The following is a 20,231-nucleotide window of genomic DNA, read 5'->3' on the forward strand; positions in this document are numbered from 1 at the left end:
CTTCTTTGATACAGTATAATGCCTACTAATTATATAGCAATTATCACCTATCAGGAGTAGTGTATGAAACGTAGTGTATCGGTTGTTCTTCTTATTCTCGCTTCTGCTTCCTTGGCCTTTGCGTCCTCGTATATTGGTGGCAGTATCTCCATTATGAATGATACGTACAGTGAAGACAGCTACAAGGTTGTTTTCAATCAGGTTGCAGTCTCACTTGAGGGTGCAAGCTATGGTTCCACCTCCGGTCGCTTCGGAATCGCCTATCAATTCGGTGTTGGATCATCCACGCCGACATTCGAAACCTCGATACTCTCCTTGGAAGGTGATCCTACATCGGTGCTCACGGGAAGCCTCATGGGTACTGTAAAGCATATATTAAACCGTGATTTGTCGTTGGAAACCGCCTTGGGTTATGGCTATACGCAGAGTTCCTACGAAGACTCAAGTAGTGAGTCAACCTCTCGGATTTCCAAGATAGAGGCGAAAATTGGTGCTGTATACGAACTGAACAACGACTTGGTTCTTCTGGGTGGTGTCCGACTCAGTATTCCGTTCAGTGTCTCAAAAACAACCAAGAGCGGATCCTCTACTACTACTGATACAATCTCCCTTGAGAGTGGATCGGGATTTGGAACCTATATAGGCATGGCGTATCAGTATTGATATACAGCATGTTGCTGCAGTCTTACATAATCGTGATATTGAAAGCCTTGAGAATCCAAAGCATGACGAAGTAGATTACGATCGTCAGCGTAGCTGATGCTCCCAGGCTCACCCAAAAAGAAAGGCCTTTGGTCAGCAGGAAGGGAAACGCCAGAAAGAATGCAAGCGAAGGCAATACGAACCAGAAGATGGATTGGCTTAGCTGAGCAATCTTCTTTGTCTCCACGTTATCTTTATACATCCAAAGGATTGCAAGCAATGATGTCAGAGGCAAAGATGCAATGAGAGCTCCGAATAGTGAGCTGCGTTTGGCAACCTCGCTGACAGAGACGATGACGAGAGCCGATATGAATACTTTCAGTGAATAATAGAGCATATGCTTGAACCTCAACTTTGCTGTGTACACTTGCGATATGACTGCGACGGCAAAACCTAAAAAACGGCGGTCTGGTTTTACCGGTACAGGACAACGGCCGCCATCACCAAGAAAATGGAAACAAGGGTGTCAAGAGAGAGCGTATTATCTACATAGCCTGCATTCACGGGGTCGTTGGGACGCATATAGATGGTAACTACGTAGGGCGGCGGGGTGAGGAACATCACAAGAAGTGCATAGCGGTAGATGGTATCCATACCCAGAAGTCGGTCGATCAGGAAGTGGTTGATCAGCAAGGCCAAGCCCAACAAGACAAGTTTCCTTACCATGATCGTTTTCAGTGACCAAGACAATCCTTCTTTCTTGATATGGATGCCATACCCGATGGAAAGGGCAATGAGGGGTGTGGTCAGACTGGCAAGCAGGGAGATGCCCTCGTCGATGGCAGTCCATACGGGATGGGGAGAAAACCACGGGCCTATGATACTGACCACAATACCGCCAAAAATTGCAAGAATCACCGGAGAGGTGATGAATTGTTTCAACAATGCTTTGGTTGTATGAGCACCGTCACGTTCGCGGATCAAGAACGCCATAAGGACAAAAAATACGAAGAGGACCTGACCCAGGTCTATCAGGGCCATTTTCCCCACGTGTTCACTTCCATAGGCACTCAGAAACAAGGCGTAGCCCAACATTCCCATTTCAAACCCTCCAAGCAGAAGCGGGAAATAGGGGGTTTCCATGTGCAGGGGTTTTGCCAAGGCCTTGCCTAACAAGACCATGAGAAGACAGACAAGGAATATGGTCACAACCAAAATCAGATACTTGCTCTCAATTTCCAATGAAGAGAAAGCCTGAAACAGGAGAGCCGGAAGCGCAAGATCGCTGACTATTCGTTTTGCTCCTGCAACCGAAGTCTGTGTCAACGTGCTTCCCCGCTGCAAGAGAAATCCAAGAATGAACAACAAGAGAACCGGAAGTATTGAATACATACCCATCCTGCCGAATGAAATGATGAGCATAGACTACCATGAGTACATGCAGGGTGCAAGAAGGGACAGAACCACGACAAACATCATACCGGTGACACTCGGCATCAGCAGATGACAATTTGACAATAGACTCCACCTCGCCCATGGTGATACCTTGCTTTCTACTACAAGCGAATCTGAGGCTTCACTCCTTTTAAAAACAAGAAGAGTTGATCTTTCCTATCCAAGTCAAATCAACACAAAGACAAATTCATTAAAATGCTCGTACAGGTCTCACCCAATAATCTTTATATCGACCACCGAAACCTCGTGTACCATTGCCGAAGAGATGGAACCATGCATACTTTACACGGTCATTGGGGAAACCCATGGTGAACTGCGAAGAACTCCAATGCCAATCGCCAGAAAAATCTCCTATATTATGTTCCTTGAGATTTTCATACATCTGGTTTAGCTCATCCTTGCTCGGTAAGAACCAATCGCTATACAACACACCATCCTTAAGGACCACCAGATCGGCACACACCTTCGCAGCATAGTCGGTCTTCATGTCATACGGTTCGGCATGGCCGAATGTTGTCACAATTTCCTCTGTGTTGCTTTTACCTGCCCCTATTTCTATGCCCGTCTGCACCTGTATCCCATACCCGCCCCATACCTTCCTGAATTCATATTTTTTCGGGGCTGCCTCCAAAAACCGCCAACCATTGCTGTACGATCCCTTGTCGTAGAATACATGGCCTCCAGCGGGTCCAATGCTTCCGACTAAAAAGGAAGATTCTTCCAAAGCATCACTCAAGCCAGTAAACTCCCACTTTGCATAGAGGGTCAAATCCGAGCAGACGGTGTCACTGCTGAAATCCCATCTCGATTCGGGTGTAAAATAGCTGTTCGTGTACCAACCACCAAACGAATATCCTTCTAGTGAAGGTGTAATCGGCTCAATAAGCATTGAGTTTCTCAGCTCAGTTTCTTGAACTGCTGTATTTCCATTCTGATAATCAAAATGTACGGCATAAGCAGGAATCCCATCAGCACAGGATATCAGCACAGCGACTGCAAGGCTTATCACCATCAAGAGAAGAACTATAGAAATCACTGTACCTTTCTTCATTCAATGCCTTCTTTATCGCAATATTTCTAATCCTGGTATCAGTCCAATCGTCACTAATCATATCCTATGGACATGACTATTACAATTTATACCTCTTGATTTTTCTTGCCTGATACACACGCTAAATATATTGAGGCTTCAGGTTCACGCAATAGAGAGAATCCTTGTCCAGGAACTTATTCTTTAGTATTTTATCAAATGTCTTACGCAATGGTGTACCGCAGGATGAAATAATATTCTTCGCATTGGAACTTCGGAGGTCGGTATGAGGAAACTTGCTGCAGGAGCTGGGGTTTTATCACTTATTCTCTTTGTACTCATACTAGCCCTATATGAATACATACCACAAACCATTCCCGTGCTCAGAGGAATCGAAGCAGAGAAGTCTCTGTTCCTAAGCATACGTATACTCGTTATCAATATCCTTACACTTGCCGCTTTCCTTATTCTCGCAAAGAGCATATATCGCTCACAACAGGACTATGAATTGAACACCTATGGAACATGGATTTTGATTTTCATCATGGTCAAAATGCTCTTGGAGTTCGTTGGCTTATTGTATGAAAGTTACTTGAACCTTCAGATGTACATTCTGTTGGCGGGAGTCGTATTACTTGGATTCTATGGTTTGTCTCGGCACAGATATCTGTTTGGCAAGGAGTTTTGGAAACCTATACGATTCCTCGCATCAGAGAAGATCATCCTTACGATACTCCTTATTACCTATATTGCTGTGAATATTCCTGTAGTATCCATGATCTCCAACCAATAGAAACTTTCTCATATGCTCAGGAAATTCTTCGATGCCCTACAAACCCTAGAATCCGCATGTAAAACCTACATTCATTCTTTCACACAAATCAAACGCAAGTGGTTGAATGGGCAGTATAGAACGCTTTCTTTCTAGAATAATCAGAATCACTTCTCTCAGAATCTACGATAATCATACCCTGCATGGCACAGGGAAAGAGTTCTCGGTAAGCGGGTACTTAATCTAGTGAATGCGCTGCTCTGACGAGTAATCCTGCCATCTACAACTATATACGTACCTGCTAAATGGCCATCTCATACACATATTCGATAGTGAAAACCACTCATAATCCCTACTCTACACTCCGTTACGAGTGAGGAGAAAAACCGTATGCAATGGAGAGAATGTAAGAATGGCGTGTTTGGCTTTGTTGTCGTTGCAACTTTGCTGATGACTTCTTGTTTTTCAGGACCCAAGGCTGCTCGCCTGGACCTTCCAAGGCCGAAGCAACGGCCTGCTGCCCAGGCGTTCGTTCATGCAACCGTGATTCCCATGACCGAACCAGACACAGTCATTGAGAATTGCGTTGTTATCGTCGAAGACAAAACAATCGTCTATGTAGGTACCGACTATGAACGGATACCTTTGACTGCAGATATTGTCGATTGTTCGGGTATGTGGATAGTCCCGGGTCTTGCTGATGCCCACGTACATCTGCTGTTCAATGCATTGGACCCCCTGCTGTTTCTTGCCAACGGCGTAACGTCGGTGCGCAATATGGCCTCCCTGACAGAGGGGGGTCGAACGGACAAGCGATTTGCCTTCAGCGACCATCTCGAGCTTCGTGATGCAATCCGCAATGGACAGGTGCTCTCTCCTTGGATCTACCAGGCAAGTCCCATCCATGAGACAAGAAAAGGGGCCTACTTCGATCGATCACTCTATATGAACACCCATTCGGCCGAGGCAGGAAAGCTTGCCGTTGAAATGGCCGATGAGGCTGGTTTTGACTATTTCAAGATTTACAACAAGCTTGGCACCTCTGCATTCTACAGCATCGCAGAAGAGACGAAGAGTATCGGGCTACCGGTGGTGGGCCATGTTCCGCATGAAGTACCGCTTCAAGCAGTGCTCGAAGGCTCGTTGATGCATTCAATCGAGCATCTCACTGGATACATCAATCCATTCGGAGAGTTGAAGATCAGCCCCGACAGGCTCGATGAGATCGCCGCCCGCACGAGAGAAGCCGGTATTTGGAACGTCCCCACCCTGGAGGTGTGGAAGCATGTTGTAAGGCCTGAGCGTATCGATGCCATCGAGGCAGATCGATGGACAGGGTATATTCCAAGGGCTAATCGCAGCATCTGGACACGTTCCATCAAGTCATTTTCCACCCTTATCAAGAAGAATGTTAAGGGATATGAGATTCTGCCTTCGGAGCATATCGAGGATTTTGAGCTGATCGTGAAAGCCCTTATCAAGGCCAAGGCTCCGATTGCAGCAGGCACCGACAGCGGAACGCTGAACGTGGTCGCAGGCTCTTCGCTGCACAAGGAGTTGGGTTCATTGGTTGCATTGGGTATGAGTCCATGGGAAGCGTTGGCGTCAGCTACGATTCGTGCAGCAGAATGCCTTAAGGCAGAGAATGAATTCGGTTCAATCCAAGCAGGACTTCGCGCCGATTTGCTGGTGCTGGGCGGCAATCCCCTTGAGGATGTTGCACACCTTGGTGATATCGAACTGATTGTCGTCCAAGGTGTGCCATACACGCAACAAGAGCTCGTTTCCCTGCTCGATTCGTTGGTTCCTGAGAACAATCTCTAAACTATATGTGTATAAGGAAGTACGTTGATTATGTGTAAAACATTGAAAACCGCTTTGATGGTTCTGGTAATCGTGTTCTATGGCAGCCTTGCCTTCGCATCACATACGATGCTTGATGCCCGTCCTGCATCCTTCTCGTTTGTAAGTTATCTGAACGCAGGAGGAGGGACGGCGTTCATTCAAGACGAGTGGCCCTTGCAGGCCGAATTCTCCTATGGGCTTCAACTCTCGCCTTGGTTCTCCCTGGGAGGTTTTGTCTGTGCCAATCCGCTCTCCAATTTCGAGCATGCCGACTTGGGCGTTTCGATAGCAAATACCGAGGCGGCATTCGCCTTGATGTCGGGAACGGAGTTCATCTTCACCGCCTACCCCGACAAACGCATCCATCCTTTCCTTCGTCTGGCTCTTGGAGGAATTACCGTCGGATACCTGGAGGATGTCGATGCCGATGAAGGGTATGACAGGGCTCAAGCAAGTCGTTCATCATTTGCTTCCCTTGCCGTTGGACTGGAGCTGGACCTTACAAAGTATACAATGCTGGCACTGCGGGGAGGCTGGCGATTTGCCGGCCATGCAGAAACCATGGGTATTGAAAAGCATGGACTAAGCGGGTTGGAAGTATGCCTGTCCGTCAAGACGGTCTGGAGGAATACCATCAGTAGTCTGTAGACTGCCTTCACGAGATACATGATGAGAACCAACTTTGCCGGCTGTGAAGCCGACAGCGTTGGTTCATTGTGGATCTGTTTGGCAATACACCTGACTTCTTCCCTGCCACTTGCAAAACACATAGGAGAACGTGCCCATCTGCAGGGCGATTTCCGGATAGCCGATGAGAGGATTGAAGGGAAAGTACGTATAGAGAAGTCCCTCAATTGAGCCAGGTCCCGTGATGACCGAGCCAATACTGGTAAGCACAAACAGCAAGGCAAACAATCGTATCCAACCTGACGGGACGCCGATGAAGCCTGCTCGAGAGGGATAGAGGGCGAAGGCAAGCAGAAGACCCCGAACAATTTGTACAAGCGGGGCTAAACGGACGGTGAGTGCGGTCGACGGCTTCATGACTTCGTAAAAGACTCTCTGGTAGGCAAAATAGTCGAAATAACGACTGAGAAGCATGAACGCTATACCAAAGAACACATACGTAAGTACGTGTACAAGAGTGAATCGTACCATAAAGCCTGTGATGTTTTTATAACGCTTCTGTTTCAACCTACAACCTCCTTAACCTCTTCATGGATAACTACATAGTTTTCGATCTGTAAAAATGGGCAGCAGTGCCGATACCAACAGAGACATCGATACGCACAAAACAGCCCATCCAAGCCACTTTGAAAGGACGGGAAACACCGAGCTCACAAGAAGGTACGGTTGGGCCTTGCACCAGAGAACGATTCCGATGAGAATCAGGGCGGCAAGGGCCTTTGCAGTACCCATGCCTTTCCGTTTCTCTTCTCTCGGCGACAGCACAGCGCATAATACGAGCAGCATGCTTGCACTAAAGAGCAGTGCAATGAAGCCGCTCATTACATAGTGCGCCCATAGGATGTGCGTCATGCCCACAGTGCCGAAATCCCTCCATCGGGCCCATTGTGTGAGCACGTGTGCGATAAACGGCCAACTTCTTTGGCTGTTTGTCAGGATTACGATTGCATCGCCGGTTTCCGGCACCATCTGCACATGCGTCATAATTCCCCTTCCCTGCCCGCCGTGGGAGGCCGAGAGCATTCCGTTGGGCAGCCGCTCGAGATAGTGACCAAGCCCGTAGGCATCGAAAACCAGGGAGTACACACCGATGTCGGTGTGCTCAGGTTTGTACAGCCTACGCACCTGCTGTGCCGTAAGTACGGGGTTTTCCTTCATTGAGGCTGCTGCGAATCGTGCAATATCTTCGGCTGTTGCAAACAACCCACCCGACGATTTTTCAGGATACAGGTAGACCGGAACAGGCCGGCCCTGCAGGTCGTATCCGGTAGGGACACATCCTTTCATGGAATCCGGTATTTCAAAGAACGATGCGTGCATGCCAAGCGGGGCGAGCACCTTCTCATGCATATACGCAGAGAATTGCTTTGCTGTGATTTCTTCGATCAGAAGCTCAAGGACATGATAGCCTACATTCGAGTACGAGAATTCCCCGGGCTCACCCTTCATACCTGCTTGCTCTGTAAGTGTCTGTCTGAGCGAAGGCATTGCTTCACCGGGGGCGTACACGTCGTTGAAGTCACCCAGGGGCATGGCTGCGCTATGGTTCAATAAGGTTCCGGCCGTCACGTTTTCCACAGAATATCGGGTTTTGGGAAAGTCCCAGGTTCTCAAATACTCGGTTACCGGAACATCAAGATCAAGAAGCCCTTCCTGGACAAGCGCAAGGACGCCCCAGGCGGTCACCGATTTGGTGATCGATTGAACACTCATGGGTGTGTCTGGTAAAAGCAGCCTCCGGCTTTCCATGTCCGCGTATCCAAAGGCCCCGCTGTATGCCATTTCACCATTCAGAACGAGCGATATGCTGCATCCAGGAATGGAAAATTTTTCCATCAGATGCGGTATGAATTGACGTAGATAGTCCTCGAAATCCACCAGAGTGGCGTTTTTCTTGATTGTCTGATGGAATAGAAGACTGCCCGAGAACAGGGCTATCACAAGACAAAGCACTACAGTTGTCATGATGAACAACCATGTGCGGTGAATCGTATGCATACTCGTGCAATTCATGTGACTGTTTTCTCCAAGCTCAAGACCCTTACCTGCTCTATGGTCTTGACAGGCAACCAGTCATCCATATTTCCAAAGTCGCTTCTATCAATGGCAAACGGAGGTATGAGTTCAAAGTTTTGAAGTTCCATCAGTACGAGATATCGCTTGCCTGCCCAACGCTTGATCTGAGCAGGGGAAAGCCGAAGCATCAATTGGTTCTCTTCAATGAGCTGCAGGGCCTCCGAGGCTGATAGTTTTTCCGAATTGAAAACACGTTTAACGACGGCCTTGCCTCGGACCATTCCATCGCCCTTGTTCTCGATGAACCAGAGCACTTCACCGCACACTACGCGTCCGTAGGGCAGCTTTCTTCCTGCAGCACCGCGGACGATCATCTGTTTTTCTCCGCTTGCAAGCTTTTCCAGTTCCTTCTCTTTCGCTTCCAGATACACGACATGTTCCATATGCAACGCTCCATTTCCCCCATTCAATGGGAGGGTTCCCAACATCTGAGTGCACACAGCCCTCCGATGACACTCCCGATCATCACCAGTATCGCCGATCCGAACGGCTTGTATGATATCGCAAAACCTTCCACCACATGGATCATCTCCGAACCCAATGTGGTGAAGGAGTACCATCCTGTGCCGCCAAGTGATCCCAGCATACTGAACACCAACCAAAGGCCCAGGGCAGCAAGTCCTGCTGCAACCGGTCGAGAGACCATTGCAGAGAGACTTGTGGTCATGACTATGACGACCAGGAGAAACAGCAGAAGTAGCAGATTCGATTGCATGAACAGCGCTGATGGGAATGCTGGAAAAAGGTACCTGCCATAGAGGTTGCAGAGCATCGCTGCAACCCCTATGCCTAGGAGTTCCATGACCATGAGTGCAAGCATCTTTGAGAAGAGAATCGATCGGCAGGTTATCGGTCGTACCATCAAAAACTGCAAGGAACCGTCGCTTTTCTCTCCTGCAACACAACCCATGGCAAGAAATATCATGACGATCGAACCAATCTGCGTAAAGTTCTTTACATATTGGTCCACAGCATCCCGATAGGTGACTTCTGTCAGCGTAAGTACCATATTCTGTGTCGAGCCGATCATGGCCAAAATGTCGGGCATGTAGTAGGCAGAGAGCGGGGAGAGTATACCGAAGAAGGCGCAGACCATCACCCATATGAGAACTCGATAGGATCGAAAGGCCTCGGTAAGTTCCTTCCATAGCAATATGCTCAGGTTGTTATGCATGATTTCGCTCCTTGATGTGATGCATGAAGACATCTTCGAGTGTGGCGTTTTGCTTGTAGAGGCCCAGTAACTGCAGGCCATGGTCACTCAGCATCCGCATGATCTTTGCATGCTTGGCGTGATAGTCGGTTTCGCTTATGACAATGCATGTCGCCTCTTCGATGGAGTTCTCTACCGAGAGATCGGCCAGCAATGCCTTACAGGTTGAAGCAGTAAAGGAATCTTTGAACTGAAGACGCATCAAGGGTCGTGCATGACAGCCGAGCAGTGCTTGTATGTTCTGTTGCAGGACAATCGAGCCGTCTGCGATGATCGCCACTTCGTCACACACCCGCTGGATGTCCTCGAGGATGTGGCTGGACATGAACACCGTTGTCTCTTCTCGCAGGCGGCCGATAAGAGTCAGCACATCCCTTCTCCCGATCGGATCGAGGGCCGATGCCGGTTCATCGAGCAGTACGACTTTTGGTCTGTGCAGTATCGCCTGGGCGATGCCCAGGCGCTGCACCATTCCCCCAGAGTACTCACCGATTCTCCTGTCTGCCGCCATCTGGATTCCGCATAATGGCAACAGCTCATCGATTCGCTTCTCAATTTCGGAAAAAGACATTCCATACAGCGTACCGGAGAACCTGAGCAATTCCCTTGCACTCATCCAAGGATAGAATGTGGGCTGTTGGGCCAAATATCCGACAAGCCGTTTTGTATGGTGCATTGCCTTTCCGTCGATGCTGAAACTTCCCGATGTCGGTTCAATGAGCCGGGCCAGGATTCTGATCAGCGTGGTCTTGCCTGCACCATTGGGTCCGAGGAATCCAAAGACGCTCCCTTCTCGTACAGAAAGGGATACGTTTTTCAAGGCTTGGACTGTTCGATACCGTTTGCTGATGGAATCGAGTTCAATCATTGCCATGGTGCTTTCTCCCATATACCAGATAGGCGATCGGGCCGAACAGGTTCACAAACAGGAAGATCAGCAACCAAGCGGTCTTGGATAGTCCGTTGAAGCGGTCCCGGTGCATCCAATCCCGTAGGCATACCAGCTTGAGGATCAGTTCAAGGACCACCAGCGGTGCCGACAGCAGTAGTATCTCTTCACTCATGGGTGCCTCCTGACTCAGACACTACGTGGTGATAGAGATGTTTAATAGTCCGAATTGTTACGTAATCGGCTGGTATGACCGCTTACGTAGTTGTACGTAAGGGGTACATTTTATTGATGAGCTCCAGTTTGGTGCTAACCGAGCATTTCTTGAATATGCGATACACATGGGTTTCAACGGTTCTCGGGGAGAGGGACAGCTCATAGGCAATCTCTTTATATGACTTGCCATCCACGAGCAACCGCACAATTTGTTGTTCCCTCTCGGAGAGCTTGTACTGCTTTTGGAAGGTGTCGATCGGGTTTGAATACCTTGTTCCTAAAGAGGAGAATTCCCTTAGGTACACCATTGCATCGTTGATGCACCAGGCGATGATGTACAAGGCAGTCACAGTTGCATCGAATGCAGGCTGGTGCCGGGTATTCGCAATGCTGAATATGATGGTATAGAGGCTGAAGAGCAGGTAGGCAATGCTGGAGATGACGAGAAATGAACGCATCCGTGTGGCACTGAACGTCTTTTGCCCTTTGATTTGCATGAGGGTGTACAGAAAGCCGGTACCCACCAGGGCGTTGAGTGCTGCACTCACGTAGGGACCGACTGCAGGAGAGCCGATCATTACCAAAAAAATGACAAGCAAGAAGGTTGCCAACCCGATGACTTTCGACGCTTTTGCTGAAAATTCGGTTATTTGTCCTGTGATGATGGAGTCGAGAAACAGTGGTATTCTATGGAACATCAGGATGGTGAATACGTACCTGACGATGGTGATCACCAGCAGGATGGTTTGGTTGTTGCGCTCGAGCATGGTTTGGTAGACGAAGCCGATGAATTGGAAGAGATACCAAATCCACGTGAGGGCGATGTACCACAGGTATTGGTCGAACATGATGTGACGATTTGACTTGCGAGATACGTAGGTCAAGAAAAAGGTACTGAACAACAACGAAAATCCTGCAATATTCAACCAGAATGCTATAAGTTCCACACCACCCTCCTTGTTCCAGTCTAGTAGGGATTGGGGTGTTTGTCGATTCTTAATGAAGCCTTGCAGCCTATACGTTGCTCGGATTTTTCGCCATGATTAGGCAAATAAGCCAAGAAAGCTCAGAGGGAGGTATTGAAAATGGTGCTGCAAACAGAACGGTTGCTGCTTCGTCCATGGCAGGAGAGCGATGCAGAGAGCTTGTATGCCTATGCCAAGGATAGTGATATCGGCCCGATTGCCGGCTGGCCTGCGCATACAAGCGTCGAAGAAAGCAGAAGTGTCATTACGCATGTCTTCTCTGCACCTGAGGCATATGCCGTGTGTTTGAAGGGCGATGGAAAGCCGATCGGGGCAATTGAACTGAAATTGAATGGTCATACCGATATGACGGACAGAGACGATGAGTGCGAGCTTGGGTACTGGCTTGGCAAGCCTTTCTGGGGTCACGGTATTATACCGGAAGCTGTCAGGGAGTTGATCCGTCATGGTTTCGAGGACCTGAACATGAGAGCCATCTGGTGCGGCTATTATGAGGGCAACGGTAAATCAAAGCGTGTCCAGGAGAAATGTGGTTTTACGTATTTCAGGACAACCGAGGGTCTTGATGTGCCGTTGATGGGAGAAAAGCGTACAGGTCATACGAGTGTATTGACCAGGGAAGCTTGGTTGAAACAGGCAATCACCCCTGTTGTGTAAAGATAGTTTATAGGAATCAGCTGAGAATTTGAAAACGTTGTAAGCAAATTTGCAAAACCCCTCTGGACAGCACCATAATATTTCCGTATTATTGTCAAAGTAACTCGGGCGCGTAACTCAGCGGGAGAGTGCTACCTTCACACGGTAGAAGTCGTTGGTTCAAACCCAATCGCGCCCAGTAAGGCCAGTCTTCGGACTGGTTTTTTTAATTCAGGCCAAAAGTAATCACAAGTTTGTAACCCTTTGAGAGTACGAAAGAACCAGAATATATGTCATACTTTATCCTTGACGTTATCAACCATGCTACAGTATCTCTTGAACAGGCAGGCCTGCAGGAAAGCCGTCTTGCTCATGAGATAGAATCGATAAATCAAAGGATGGAAAGTGAAAAAGTTCCTTCATAACCTCAAACAATCCCTGCAACAGTGGTCATACGGACGATATGGGTTTGATCAGCTGTCCAGAGTCCTATACATCATCAGCCTTGTTATTATCGGGTTGTCGCTTATTCCAGGCTTCCAATTGCTCGTGATGGTAGCGTTTGCACTCATGGTTTTGGTAACATTCAGAACAAGTTCCAAAAACACCACGAAACGAAGGCTTGAAAACGACAAGTTCCTCAACCTCACAAAGAAGCCGAGAGCATGGTTTTCTTTCAGGAAAGAGGTGCATGCAAACAGAAAGACGTATTGCTACTTCATCTGCAGGGAATGCGGTCGGCATTATAGAGTGCCCAAAGGAAAAGGGAAAATTAAAATCTCCTGTCCCGGTTGTCACACTACCGTAATTGCAAAAACATGAAGAGCCGGAAGCCATAAGGATAAAACCCTCTTTCGATTTTTTGAACCACAAATGCATTTGCATTTCAGCCTCTTCTGCATCATTCGAAACAGGCAGAGGTCTTCTTACCCTCTGCCTGTGCTCCCTTGGAGAATCGCTTATCAGAAAACTCGAGCAGGCCTAACCCTGTACATGCTTTGTTGCCGAGGGTTCATCAATGAACTTCCATTCAGGAAATATTGAATGCAAACATAGAATGGAGAGTTACCATACCCTGGAGCGTTTGGATATTCTGAGGAACTCCAATAATAGGTATCGGTAAAATTACCAATAGGCACCTCAATATCGTAGAGATTCTCGTACATGGCATTCAATTCATCTTTGCTTGGCAGGAACCAATCTTCATATTCTCCATACTCATATAGGCTACAGGTCCTTGCTGCGTAATACTCTGTATTTTCAGTAGAATCATCACCTACATAATAGGCTGTGGTTCCCATTGCATTGACCAACGCTTCTGTGTTTGCCTTGCCGGTTCCTATCGCAGTCCCCGTCCCCACTGCAAGGTTGACTCCATCGGCTTCTGTTCGGTAGAGCCCGAAAATGTGTTGATATTCCCATGTTGGGTTGAATTCCGATGTAACATCAGAAGGAGCGGCCTCCATGAACCTCCATCCATCACGATACTTTCCCTTGTCATAGAACACTATCCCACCGGCAGGACCGGTATCTCCAGGAACATAATCAGGTATCCATTTTGCATAGACGGTAATGTCGCCCGCCAACGGTGTAGAGGCATTGAATTCAGTCCCACCACCTTTGACTTCGGTGTACCATCCACCGAACGTATCACCTCTCTTCACCGGTGGTGTCGGCAATGACCCTACGATATCAGTCCCTGTAGTGTACAACACCGTTCTGGACACAGGTTCGACAGTGGTGTCTGCATCCTGGTCATCGAACGTAACCGTATGTTTCCATTTCGCATATACGGTGATATCACCGGTCACGGGAGTGGATGCATTGAACTCAGTCCCCCCTCCGTTGGTCTGCGTGTACCAACCGCCGAAGGAGGCGCCTGTCTTCTGGGGAGACGTCGGCAATGACCCGACCTTATTGGCGCCTATGATGTTCAAGACTTTTTTTTAACGCAGGATCAACACTGATGTCTGCATCCTGATCGTCGAAGATAACCGTCAACTGTCTGTTTCCCAATTCATCAATCGATTCACTGCATCCAGTGAACACTACAAGCAACAAAGCAATGATCACTACCAATTTCCATGTTTTCATCTGATTTCCTACCATTCAAAATTGGCAGGGATTATAGCAACCAGGTGCAGACAAAGAGCTCTCTTCACTTAAAAAGTGTTGTTTTCTTCCTAAAAACTCAATGACTTTCAGAATGAGTGGTATTCCACAGAAAAATTGTTACTAATATACATCCCTCAAGCTGCTCAATGAGCTGATTCCCCTATTGGTATAGCCATGCAGGTTTGTTTGTACCAAGTCGGGGGGCACTGACTCGAGAAAATAGGCTTGTCCTACGGCAGGAGAAGAGTCCACCCACATGGCGTTCCTGGCTTTTGCATAGCGGGTGATGATCAACTCATTCTTTGCCCTGGTGAGGGCTACATAGAGCACCCTGCGCTCTTCCTCCTCCGCCTCCAGATTACCCAGGGAACGGGAATGTGGATACTGAGCAGGAACTGCGGAAGCAACAAAACAAATGGGAGCCTCGGTTCCCTTGGCGCTATGGACGGTGATAAGGGTGAGAGCGTCGTCATTGCTCTTATTGCTCAACTGCGTGCCATGCATCGGCTCAAGGGTGAAATCATCAATGAACTGGCCGAGGGAGGTATACGTACGAGCCACTTTCTCCAGCAGTTCCAAATCCTGCTTTCTCTGCTTCCAGTGGTCGTACCGTTCTGCCAACAGGGGACTCAGTTGCTGAATTACCGCCTTGATGCACTTCTGAGGATTGGGTCCTGCTTTCATCGCTGCAGAGAGAGCCTCTACACTTGGATGGCCCTCTCCTACCGCACCCTGAAGCGCTTGCACGACTGAATTGGCATCTTGCAGATTGCCGACGATACGCTCGGCGGTAATCTCCCCGATTCGGGGAAACAACTGCAGATACCGCATCCAAGCAAGGTCGTCGGTGCTGTTTCGTACCAAGCGCAACAGGGCAAACACATCCCGGACATGGGCGGACTTGGTAAGCACCAACCCACCGATGAACCGGTAGGGGATCTTGCGCCTGATAAGCTCGGCCTCCAGCGTCTTGGCCTCGTAGCTCGAACGATAGAGAACCATAATATCGGAGAGCGGAATCTTCTGCTCCTGATAGCCTACGACCTGGTCGGCGATCCAGGAACACTCATCGCTTTGGTTCTCAAAGTCCTCAAGACGCACCAAGTTCCCGTTCCTGCCCCTGTTCGCCACAAGATTGTTACGGTAGGAATAAGATGAACACGAAAGGAGCCAGTTGGATACATCCAGAATTTCCTGGTAACTGCGATAATTCAGAGAAAGCGCAAATGCAATACTGTCGCCGAATATTCGTTCGAACTCCATCATATGGGAGAACTCTGCTCCCCGGAACCGATAGATGGACTGTGCAGGGTCGCCTACACAAAACAGCCTCACCTTCTCAGCACAAAAGTGCTTGAGAATGTTGAACTGGATCGGATTGGTATCCTGCATCTCATCAACCAGCACCTCATCGAACAGCGAACACACTGCATGCCGCAGGGGAGGCTTTTTTGTCAGTGCCTCATCGAACTTGATGAGCAGATCATCATAGTCCAAATACCCGCGCTCCTCTTTCCTCTTCTGGTACAGGCTGAACATCTGCAGGATTAGCTCTATCTGCTGATCATCCAAGTCTGTTTGTTCGTGAAGATAGTCTTCTGTATGTTGCAGTGTATTACGGCTGTAAGAGTACAGGGACAGTAGATGGTCGGAGCTGGGAAAGCCTCTTTTCGGACCTTCCAGGTGCTTGATGAGGGATTTACGTACGATGCTCATCAGGTTGTCCTGGTCGTCTGCATCGATGATATTCAGCCCGCTGATATCAAAACTCTTGGGTAGCTGACTCATAACCTTCAGGCAGAAGGCATGAAAGGTACCCATCTGCACCGCTTCTCCAGAAGTCCCTACCTCATGTGCCAACCTATGACGAAGTTCCTGGGCTGCACGATTGGTGAAGGTAACGATAAGGATTCTGTCAGCCTGCGTCCCTTGCATGACTTGCTGGGCCGCTCGTGCAATAATTGTGCGGGTTTTACCAGTACCCGCCCCGGCATTCACCAATATATTGCGTTTCGGTCCTGCATACGCAACTGCATCACGTTGTTGTTGATTGAGCTCCATACCATCACCTCAACATCTGTATAGTGTGTACAGCCTATCACCTCTTTTGTCTATTGCCTAGAGCAGGGAACTTCCTCAGCGAAGGTATTTGCATTTTCTGCAGATGGCTACTACCATGAGCTATGCATACACTGATAGCAGGAAGCAGGGTTTCATCGGATACACAGGGAATAATGTTCTGCTCCTTTGACGAACAGACGGGATTTATTCAGTACCTCACTGGCTTTGGCGGAGTTGAACAACCCACCTTCCAATGCTTTGATGGTGAGAGACATATACTCTATACAGTCAGCGAAACGGAAAACGACGGTCATGTGTACGGCTTTCGCGTCTCCCCTTCGTTGACCTGTGAGCAGATGTTTTGTGTTCGCAGCCTTGGAGGCTCTCCCTGCCACCTAGCTCTCAATCCTTCCGGCGATAGCTTGGCCGTTGCAAACTATGCCACCGGGACCTTCACCTGTCTTCGTTTTAATGAATGCAACTACACAGAAAACTTTGCGGGAAAGGGAACTCACCCTGTACGCCAGGAGAGAAGCCACATCCACAGCAGCCTGTGGACGGATGAAGGTTCATCAGTCTTGGTCGCCGACTTGGGACTCGACAGGATAATCTGGTATAAGGACTGCTTCACGTTAAAACAGTATATCCAAGTACCACCGGGAACCGGACCACGGCATATGGCCATCTCAACGGACAAAACCATGCTCTTTGTTGCGGGAGAACTTTCAAGCGAAGTGCTGGTGATCCAGCTAGGACCTGAACCTAGCGTGGTGCAAACGATCAGCACCCTACCCCCTGATTTTACAGATGAGAACACTGCAGCAGACATCCACCTCTCGCCTGACGGGCGCTTCTTGTACTGCTCCAACCGTGGCCATGACAGCATTGCTATGTATGCTGCTGACCAAGCATCGGGGTTTCTTACCCTGCTCGGCCATTGCAAAGTGGAGTCTGAACCGAGGAACTTTTGCATCGATCCATCAGGTGCCTATCTCTTGTGCGGCAATGCTTCGGGCAACTCGATAACGGTGCATGCAATTGACCAGCAAACGGGAATTCTCTCTTCAGCTGTTCAACGGTTTGAACTGCAGGCTCCGGTGTGTTTGACCTTCATTACGTAGCAAGAGGGCCAATCGATAGGCCCTCTTGTGTGTTGTCTGTGAGTTGGTTCGGTCTTACCAATGCTTTACTACCGTCACCTGGGTAACCGAATTGGCAGGAGCGCTGGTTACCGCCTTACTCAGAAGGGACGTTCCAAACAGGATGGATATCAGCATATAGACTGCGAGAAAGATTCCCGCACCGATCAACATTGTATTACTCTTCTTTAGCTTGGACTTCATGGTGTATCTCCTCATTGTGTGCATAGTGCTGTAAATCCTCCAACGTAATGCCCAGCGTCTCCATGGTGGAGAACAGTTGCGGCAACTCACGCTTGATGAACCTCTCGCGGCGCTGCTTGAGCACCAGAGCCCGTGCATCCTTTGCGGTGAAGTATCCGATACCCCGCTGATTCTCCAGGGTACCTTCCTCCTGCAGCATGGCATACGTCCTGATCACCGTATTGGGATTCACCTCCAACTCCATGGCCATATCGCGTACCGAGGGGATTCGCTGTCCATCCTCCCACACTCGATTGAGGATGAGGTCATGGATGTACTCGGCTATTTGCAGATAGATGGGAGAGAGTGTATTAAACTGCATCTGTTGCTTGGACCTCCTCAACCCTGAAGTACGCAGTCACCAAACAGAAAACAGGAAGTGCTGCGTAGTATAAAACCTTGCTGATACCGGTGAACACCTTCAGTGATGCGAGGGAGTTCTCCAGATACCTGGAATCGAAGTACATGAAGGAATCAAACATCGGAAGCGAGGAACCGAACCTGATTGCAAACAGTATTCTGGTAAACAGAAGAGCCAAGGCTCCGAGTGCAAGGGCGATTACCCCGACGGCAAGCACCGTCTTGATGAAGTGACTTTTACGAAAATAGGTTGCACCAAGAAGGAACACCGAATTCCATACCCAGTACTGAGCCAAAAGCGACCAAAGCTCGTTGCCTGTGAACGGATTGAACAAACCCATCGGGCTGCCGAAAATTAGAAGCTGTATCGGCTCGGTCACCACGCTGGTCAAGAAGAACAACAACGTCAGGGCGATCGGATAGGCGATAGTCGAAACCACGGCCTTGGACAGGAACTTCTCCAAGTTCGTTGCAGGAAGCATCAGCCAGTTGTGCTGGGCATCCTTGCTGAACATGTCCTCACTGAACATAAGGCTGGTGGTAATGAACCCGCCAAGGAGTAAAAAGCCGGGAAACATCTCGGAATATACTTCCATCGGGAAGGAGGAACCGGTATATCGGGCGACCAGACTCTGCATGGTCTCAAAAGCAAACAGAAGCAATACAATTACCAACCCATAGGTTGAGTAGTCCTTCTGACCGGTCTTCCACTCCCGTTTCATCAGAGCGAGCAATCTATTCATCGTACACCTCCCATCGTTCCCTTCGAAGTCTGGATCACCACATTGAACAAGGTTTCCAAATCCAAAGGCTGTCCTTCGCTCTCGTCGGTGCGCTCACTGAGCACCATCCAGCCGCCAAGTACTTTCTCCGTATACAGCGTTTTCTCCCTGTCGGGTTCGCTGGTGGTAAGGTTGAGCACGTATTTGTCCGATACACTGGCTACCGCATCGTTGAAAATAACCGAACCGTCATGCAGGATGATGATCGGATCGATGAGGTTCTCCATATCACGCACCTGGTGTGTTGAGATGATGAACGTCCTGTTCTCGGTCATCGCCGATGCAACCGTCTGTCTGAACTGCCGCTTGGAAGGAATATCCAAGCCGTTTGTCGGCTCATCAAGGATAAGCAGGGCGGTGTTCGATGCAAGACCGAAGGATAGCAATACCTTCTTCTTCTGTCCAAGCGACATCTGATCGAGCCGCTGATTCAAATCAACATCGAAGTCCTTGCAGTACACACCAAACATGGTGTGGTCGAAGCGGGGATAGAACGGACTGAGCATCGCCAGATACTCATTCGCTTTCATCTTCGGTAGCGGAAACTCCTCAGGCAGATAGAAAATCTCCTGCAACAAGGAGGGGGAACGCTTTTGCGGATTTTGTCCAAAGACTTCCACCATTCCATCTTGAACAAACAACTGTCCGCTGAGCAGTTTTAGCAAGGTGGTCTTGCCCGCCCCGTTCTTCCCTAATAATCCATAGATGTTTCCTCTCTTGATCTCCAGATTCAAGTTGGAAAACAACTTCTTGCTCTGATAGGCAAACGAGATGCCCGTCATCCGAACGACCACGTCCCCTGCTGTCTCAAGCGTTTCATGTACTGATACTTCCTGGCTTGCCATGCATGCCTCCTAATTTGCTACTGTACTAGCTAACTAATACACCAATATTGTAGTTTTGTCTAGAGTCTTTTACGGAAAACTTCACAAATTTTTTGCATAGGTTTCCGCTTGGGAACTTTTTCGATATTTCTAGACAAATGCCAAACAATCACTAGTAAATTTAGAAAGAAGCTGGTAGTATCGGTTCTTGCGCATTGGGTTCCAATGTGCAGATAAGAACATCCTTCACCTCTCTTGAG

23 protein-coding genes and 1 tRNA gene are annotated in these 20,231 nt (G+C 48.7%); 7 read left to right on the forward strand and 17 right to left on the reverse strand.

Annotation, left to right across the window (positions count from 1 at the left end; all coding sequences use genetic code 11):
* Positions 1-63: 63 nt before the first annotated feature.
* Entirely contained in the window at positions 64-663 is a 600-nt protein-coding gene (locus MUG09_RS08705; protein WP_244771028.1) for a hypothetical protein, read from the forward strand.
* Positions 664-685: 22 nt separating this feature from the next.
* On the opposite strand, the gene MUG09_RS08710 is transcribed toward MUG09_RS08705, so the two are convergent.
* The 3 genes from MUG09_RS08710 to MUG09_RS08720 all read right to left on the reverse strand — a co-directional run bounded on the left by MUG09_RS08710 (position 686) and on the right by MUG09_RS08720 (position 3,148).
* Positions 686-1,054, reverse strand: a complete 369-nt coding sequence (locus MUG09_RS08710; protein WP_244771029.1) for a DUF3147 family protein — start codon at positions 1,052-1,054, stop codon at positions 686-688.
* A gap of 62 nt (positions 1,055-1,116) precedes the next feature.
* A complete protein-coding gene (locus MUG09_RS08715; protein WP_244771030.1) occupies positions 1,117-2,064 on the reverse strand; it encodes an AEC family transporter in 948 nt (315 codons plus the stop codon).
* Between the two features lie 223 nt (positions 2,065-2,287).
* The gene (locus MUG09_RS08720; RefSeq protein WP_244771031.1) at positions 2,288-3,148 is read right to left on the reverse strand and encodes an InlB B-repeat-containing protein; all 861 of its coding nucleotides are present in this window, start codon (positions 3,146-3,148) and stop codon (positions 2,288-2,290) included.
* A gap of 265 nt (positions 3,149-3,413) precedes the next feature.
* Between MUG09_RS08720 and MUG09_RS08725 the strand changes: the two genes are divergently transcribed.
* The 3 genes from MUG09_RS08725 (at position 3,414) to MUG09_RS08735 (ending at position 6,392) form a co-directional block, all read left to right on the forward strand.
* Entirely contained in the window at positions 3,414-3,920 is a 507-nt protein-coding gene (locus tag MUG09_RS08725) for a hypothetical protein (protein ID WP_244771032.1), read from the forward strand.
* A gap of 369 nt (positions 3,921-4,289) precedes the next feature.
* On the forward strand, positions 4,290-5,723 hold the full coding sequence (locus MUG09_RS08730; RefSeq protein WP_244771033.1) for an amidohydrolase family protein: 1,434 nt from the start codon (positions 4,290-4,292) through the stop codon (positions 5,721-5,723).
* 30 nt (positions 5,724-5,753) lie between these two features.
* Positions 5,754-6,392, forward strand: coding sequence for a hypothetical protein (locus tag MUG09_RS08735; protein WP_244771034.1), 639 nt, complete (start codon positions 5,754-5,756; stop codon positions 6,390-6,392).
* Positions 6,393-6,455: 63 nt separating this feature from the next.
* Here the strand turns inward: MUG09_RS08735 and MUG09_RS08740 are convergent, their stop codons facing one another.
* From MUG09_RS08740 to MUG09_RS08770, 7 genes are all read right to left on the reverse strand, one after another.
* Positions 6,456-6,938, reverse strand: coding sequence for a hypothetical protein (locus tag MUG09_RS08740; RefSeq protein ID WP_244771035.1), 483 nt, complete (start codon positions 6,936-6,938; stop codon positions 6,456-6,458).
* A 21-nt stretch (positions 6,939-6,959) separates the two neighbouring features.
* A complete protein-coding gene (locus tag MUG09_RS08745) occupies positions 6,960-8,444 on the reverse strand; it encodes a serine hydrolase domain-containing protein (protein ID WP_244771036.1) in 1,485 nt (494 codons plus the stop codon).
* Positions 8,441-8,890 carry a hypothetical protein gene (locus MUG09_RS08750; RefSeq protein WP_244771037.1) on the reverse strand — a complete coding sequence of 150 codons (450 nt, stop codon included), beginning with the start codon at positions 8,888-8,890 and terminating at the stop codon, positions 8,441-8,443. Before MUG09_RS08750 ends, MUG09_RS08745 begins: the two co-directional genes overlap by 4 nt.
* A gap of 23 nt (positions 8,891-8,913) precedes the next feature.
* Positions 8,914-9,681, reverse strand: coding sequence for an ABC transporter permease (locus MUG09_RS08755; RefSeq protein WP_244771038.1), 768 nt, complete (start codon positions 9,679-9,681; stop codon positions 8,914-8,916).
* Positions 9,674-10,594, reverse strand: coding sequence for an ABC transporter ATP-binding protein (locus MUG09_RS08760; RefSeq protein WP_244771039.1), 921 nt, complete (start codon positions 10,592-10,594; stop codon positions 9,674-9,676). The genes MUG09_RS08755 and MUG09_RS08760 overlap by 8 nt, the downstream gene beginning before the upstream one ends.
* A complete protein-coding gene (locus MUG09_RS08765; protein WP_244771040.1) occupies positions 10,581-10,784 on the reverse strand; it encodes a PLD nuclease N-terminal domain-containing protein in 204 nt (67 codons plus the stop codon). The genes MUG09_RS08760 and MUG09_RS08765 overlap by 14 nt, the downstream gene beginning before the upstream one ends.
* Positions 10,785-10,866: 82 nt before the next feature.
* Complete coding sequence (locus MUG09_RS08770; protein WP_244771041.1) at positions 10,867-11,772, reverse strand: helix-turn-helix transcriptional regulator; 906 nt, start codon at positions 11,770-11,772, stop codon at positions 10,867-10,869.
* 138 nt (positions 11,773-11,910) lie between these two features.
* Here MUG09_RS08770 and MUG09_RS08775 point away from each other — a divergent pair, with 138 nt between their 5' ends.
* Both MUG09_RS08775 and MUG09_RS08780 read left to right on the forward strand, forming a co-directional pair.
* Entirely contained in the window at positions 11,911-12,468 is a 558-nt protein-coding gene (locus tag MUG09_RS08775) for a GNAT family N-acetyltransferase (RefSeq protein WP_244771042.1), read from the forward strand.
* A 106-nt stretch (positions 12,469-12,574) separates the two neighbouring features.
* A tRNA-Val gene (locus MUG09_RS08780) sits at positions 12,575-12,646 on the forward strand.
* A gap of 763 nt (positions 12,647-13,409) precedes the next feature.
* Here MUG09_RS08780 and MUG09_RS08785 read toward each other — a convergent pair.
* From MUG09_RS08785 to MUG09_RS08795, 3 genes are all read right to left on the reverse strand, one after another.
* Positions 13,410-14,384, reverse strand: a complete 975-nt coding sequence (locus tag MUG09_RS08785) for an InlB B-repeat-containing protein (RefSeq protein WP_244771043.1) — start codon at positions 14,382-14,384, stop codon at positions 13,410-13,412.
* A complete protein-coding gene (locus MUG09_RS08790) occupies positions 14,362-14,541 on the reverse strand; it encodes a hypothetical protein (protein WP_244771044.1) in 180 nt (59 codons plus the stop codon). The genes MUG09_RS08785 and MUG09_RS08790 overlap by 23 nt, the downstream gene beginning before the upstream one ends.
* Before the next feature lie 141 nt (positions 14,542-14,682).
* Complete coding sequence (locus MUG09_RS08795; protein WP_244771045.1) at positions 14,683-16,623, reverse strand: ATP-dependent helicase; 1,941 nt, start codon at positions 16,621-16,623, stop codon at positions 14,683-14,685.
* Between the two features lie 122 nt (positions 16,624-16,745).
* On the opposite strand from MUG09_RS08795, the gene MUG09_RS08800 reads away from it, so the two are divergent.
* On the forward strand, positions 16,746-17,744 hold the full coding sequence (locus tag MUG09_RS08800; RefSeq protein WP_244771046.1) for a lactonase family protein: 999 nt from the start codon (positions 16,746-16,748) through the stop codon (positions 17,742-17,744).
* A 54-nt stretch (positions 17,745-17,798) separates the two neighbouring features.
* Here the strand turns inward: MUG09_RS08800 and MUG09_RS08805 are convergent, their stop codons facing one another.
* From MUG09_RS08805 to MUG09_RS08820, 4 genes are read right to left on the reverse strand one after another with little or no spacing between them, the layout of a single operon-like run.
* Positions 17,799-17,966 carry a hypothetical protein gene (locus MUG09_RS08805; RefSeq protein ID WP_244771047.1) on the reverse strand — a complete coding sequence of 56 codons (168 nt, stop codon included), beginning with the start codon at positions 17,964-17,966 and terminating at the stop codon, positions 17,799-17,801.
* The gene (locus MUG09_RS08810) at positions 17,941-18,327 is read right to left on the reverse strand and encodes a GntR family transcriptional regulator (RefSeq protein ID WP_244771048.1); all 387 of its coding nucleotides are present in this window, start codon (positions 18,325-18,327) and stop codon (positions 17,941-17,943) included. The genes MUG09_RS08805 and MUG09_RS08810 overlap by 26 nt, the downstream gene beginning before the upstream one ends.
* On the reverse strand, positions 18,317-19,108 hold the full coding sequence (locus MUG09_RS08815) for a hypothetical protein (RefSeq protein WP_244771049.1): 792 nt from the start codon (positions 19,106-19,108) through the stop codon (positions 18,317-18,319). The genes MUG09_RS08810 and MUG09_RS08815 overlap by 11 nt, the downstream gene beginning before the upstream one ends.
* Positions 19,105-19,992, reverse strand: coding sequence for an ABC transporter ATP-binding protein (locus MUG09_RS08820; protein WP_244771050.1), 888 nt, complete (start codon positions 19,990-19,992; stop codon positions 19,105-19,107). The genes MUG09_RS08815 and MUG09_RS08820 overlap by 4 nt, the downstream gene beginning before the upstream one ends.
* Between the last annotated feature and the right edge of the window lie 239 nt (positions 19,993-20,231).

The organism is Sphaerochaeta associata, from assembly GCF_022869165.1.
Lineage (GTDB): Bacteria > Spirochaetota > Spirochaetia > Sphaerochaetales > Sphaerochaetaceae > Sphaerochaeta > Sphaerochaeta associata.

Coding starts and splice junctions, on each gene's coding strand:
- MUG09_RS08705 (WP_244771028.1), top strand. CDS start 64: ATGAAACGTAGTGTATCGGTTGTTCTTCTTATTCTCGCTTCTGCTTCC.
- MUG09_RS08715 (WP_244771030.1), bottom strand. CDS start 2,064: ATGCTCATCATTTCATTCGGCAGGATGGGTATGTATTCAATACTTCCG.
- MUG09_RS08720 (WP_244771031.1), bottom strand. CDS start 3,148: ATGAAGAAAGGTACAGTGATTTCTATAGTTCTTCTCTTGATGGTGATA.
- MUG09_RS08725 (WP_244771032.1), top strand. CDS start 3,414: ATGAGGAAACTTGCTGCAGGAGCTGGGGTTTTATCACTTATTCTCTTT.
- MUG09_RS08730 (WP_244771033.1), top strand. CDS start 4,290: ATGCAATGGAGAGAATGTAAGAATGGCGTGTTTGGCTTTGTTGTCGTT.
- MUG09_RS08735 (WP_244771034.1), top strand. CDS start 5,754: ATGTGTAAAACATTGAAAACCGCTTTGATGGTTCTGGTAATCGTGTTC.
- MUG09_RS08745 (WP_244771036.1), bottom strand. CDS start 8,444: ATGAATTGCACGAGTATGCATACGATTCACCGCACATGGTTGTTCATC.
- MUG09_RS08750 (WP_244771037.1), bottom strand. CDS start 8,890: ATGGAACATGTCGTGTATCTGGAAGCGAAAGAGAAGGAACTGGAAAAG.
- MUG09_RS08755 (WP_244771038.1), bottom strand. CDS start 9,681: ATGCATAACAACCTGAGCATATTGCTATGGAAGGAACTTACCGAGGCC.
- MUG09_RS08760 (WP_244771039.1), bottom strand. CDS start 10,594: ATGGCAATGATTGAACTCGATTCCATCAGCAAACGGTATCGAACAGTC.
- MUG09_RS08765 (WP_244771040.1), bottom strand. CDS start 10,784: ATGAGTGAAGAGATACTACTGCTGTCGGCACCGCTGGTGGTCCTTGAA.
- MUG09_RS08775 (WP_244771042.1), top strand. CDS start 11,911: ATGGTGCTGCAAACAGAACGGTTGCTGCTTCGTCCATGGCAGGAGAGC.
- MUG09_RS08790 (WP_244771044.1), bottom strand. CDS start 14,541: ATGAAAACATGGAAATTGGTAGTGATCATTGCTTTGTTGCTTGTAGTG.
- MUG09_RS08795 (WP_244771045.1), bottom strand. CDS start 16,623: ATGGAGCTCAATCAACAACAACGTGATGCAGTTGCGTATGCAGGACCG.
- MUG09_RS08800 (WP_244771046.1), top strand. CDS start 16,746: ATGCATACACTGATAGCAGGAAGCAGGGTTTCATCGGATACACAGGGA.
- MUG09_RS08805 (WP_244771047.1), bottom strand. CDS start 17,966: ATGAAGTCCAAGCTAAAGAAGAGTAATACAATGTTGATCGGTGCGGGA.
- MUG09_RS08810 (WP_244771048.1), bottom strand. CDS start 18,327: ATGCAGTTTAATACACTCTCTCCCATCTATCTGCAAATAGCCGAGTAC.
- MUG09_RS08815 (WP_244771049.1), bottom strand. CDS start 19,108: ATGAATAGATTGCTCGCTCTGATGAAACGGGAGTGGAAGACCGGTCAG.
- MUG09_RS08820 (WP_244771050.1), bottom strand. CDS start 19,992: ATGGCAAGCCAGGAAGTATCAGTACATGAAACGCTTGAGACAGCAGGG.